The following is a 1,006-nucleotide window of genomic DNA, read 5'->3' on the forward strand; positions in this document are numbered from 1 at the left end:
TGATCAGGCAAAACAGGAAAAGAACAAAGCTTTATCACAAGCCATAAAAATCATCATGAATTCATTTTATGGTGTACTGGGTTCCTCTGGCTGTCGTTTTTTTAACCCTCAACTAGCAAGTAGCATTACCCGGCGCGGTCATCAGATTATTCAAACCAGTAAAGAAATCATTGAAGAGCAAGGTTATCCAGTCATTTATGGCGATACCGATTCGGTATTTGTTTTATTGGGTGAAAACAAAAATGAGCAAGACTGCCAGCAAATAGGCAAACAGTTACAAGATCACCTCAATCACTGGTGGCAATCTTATTTGCAAGAAGAATTCAATCTGCAATCTAATCTTGAAATTGAGTTTGAAACACATTATTTGCGTTTCTTAATGCCAACTATTCGCGGCGCTGAAAAAGGCAGTAAAAAACGCTATGCGGGAATGGTTAATAAAAAAGGTGAACTTCAAATGATTTTTAAAGGTTTGGAGACGGTGCGCACCGACTGGACACCACTGGCGCGTAATTTTCAGCAAGAGCTCTATCAACGAATATTCAACAATAAGCCTTATAAGGAATTTATACTGGAAACGCATGACGCCTTAATGCAGGGAAAATTGAATGACGAGTTAACCTATACCAAACGACTCAGGCGACCATTAGCAAGCTATACCAGCACCCAGCCCCCGCAGGTAAAAGCCGCCAAAAAAATGAAGAACCCAGGACGAAAAATTGAGTACCTTATTACCCTGAATGGCCCTGAACCCATAGAAAATCTAAGCGCTGTACCTGATTACCAACATTATGTTGATAAACAACTTGCACCTGTTGCAAATAGTATTCTATATTTTCTTGACACATCCTTCGAAAAAATCACCGCTCGCCAGTTAGATGTATTTGGTTAAGGGACCTCTGAATAATCCCATAAAATTATTGGACTTAATCAGAAACCCCTTAATCTCTCCTTAATAATGTATAAACGCTTACCACTCCTCTGTGGATATTTGACTTTCTTATTT

Annotated in this window: 1 protein-coding gene; it reads left to right on the forward strand. The window is 39.2% G+C overall.

Annotation, left to right across the window (positions count from 1 at the left end; translation table 11 throughout):
• The coding region (locus tag AC30RD_RS09970) for a DNA polymerase domain-containing protein (RefSeq protein WP_489494418.1) at window positions 1-892 on the forward strand (892 nt) is incomplete at its 5' end.
• Window positions 893-1,006 lie beyond the last annotated feature (114 nt).

It is taken from the genome of Nitrosophilus sp. (assembly GCF_982775275.1).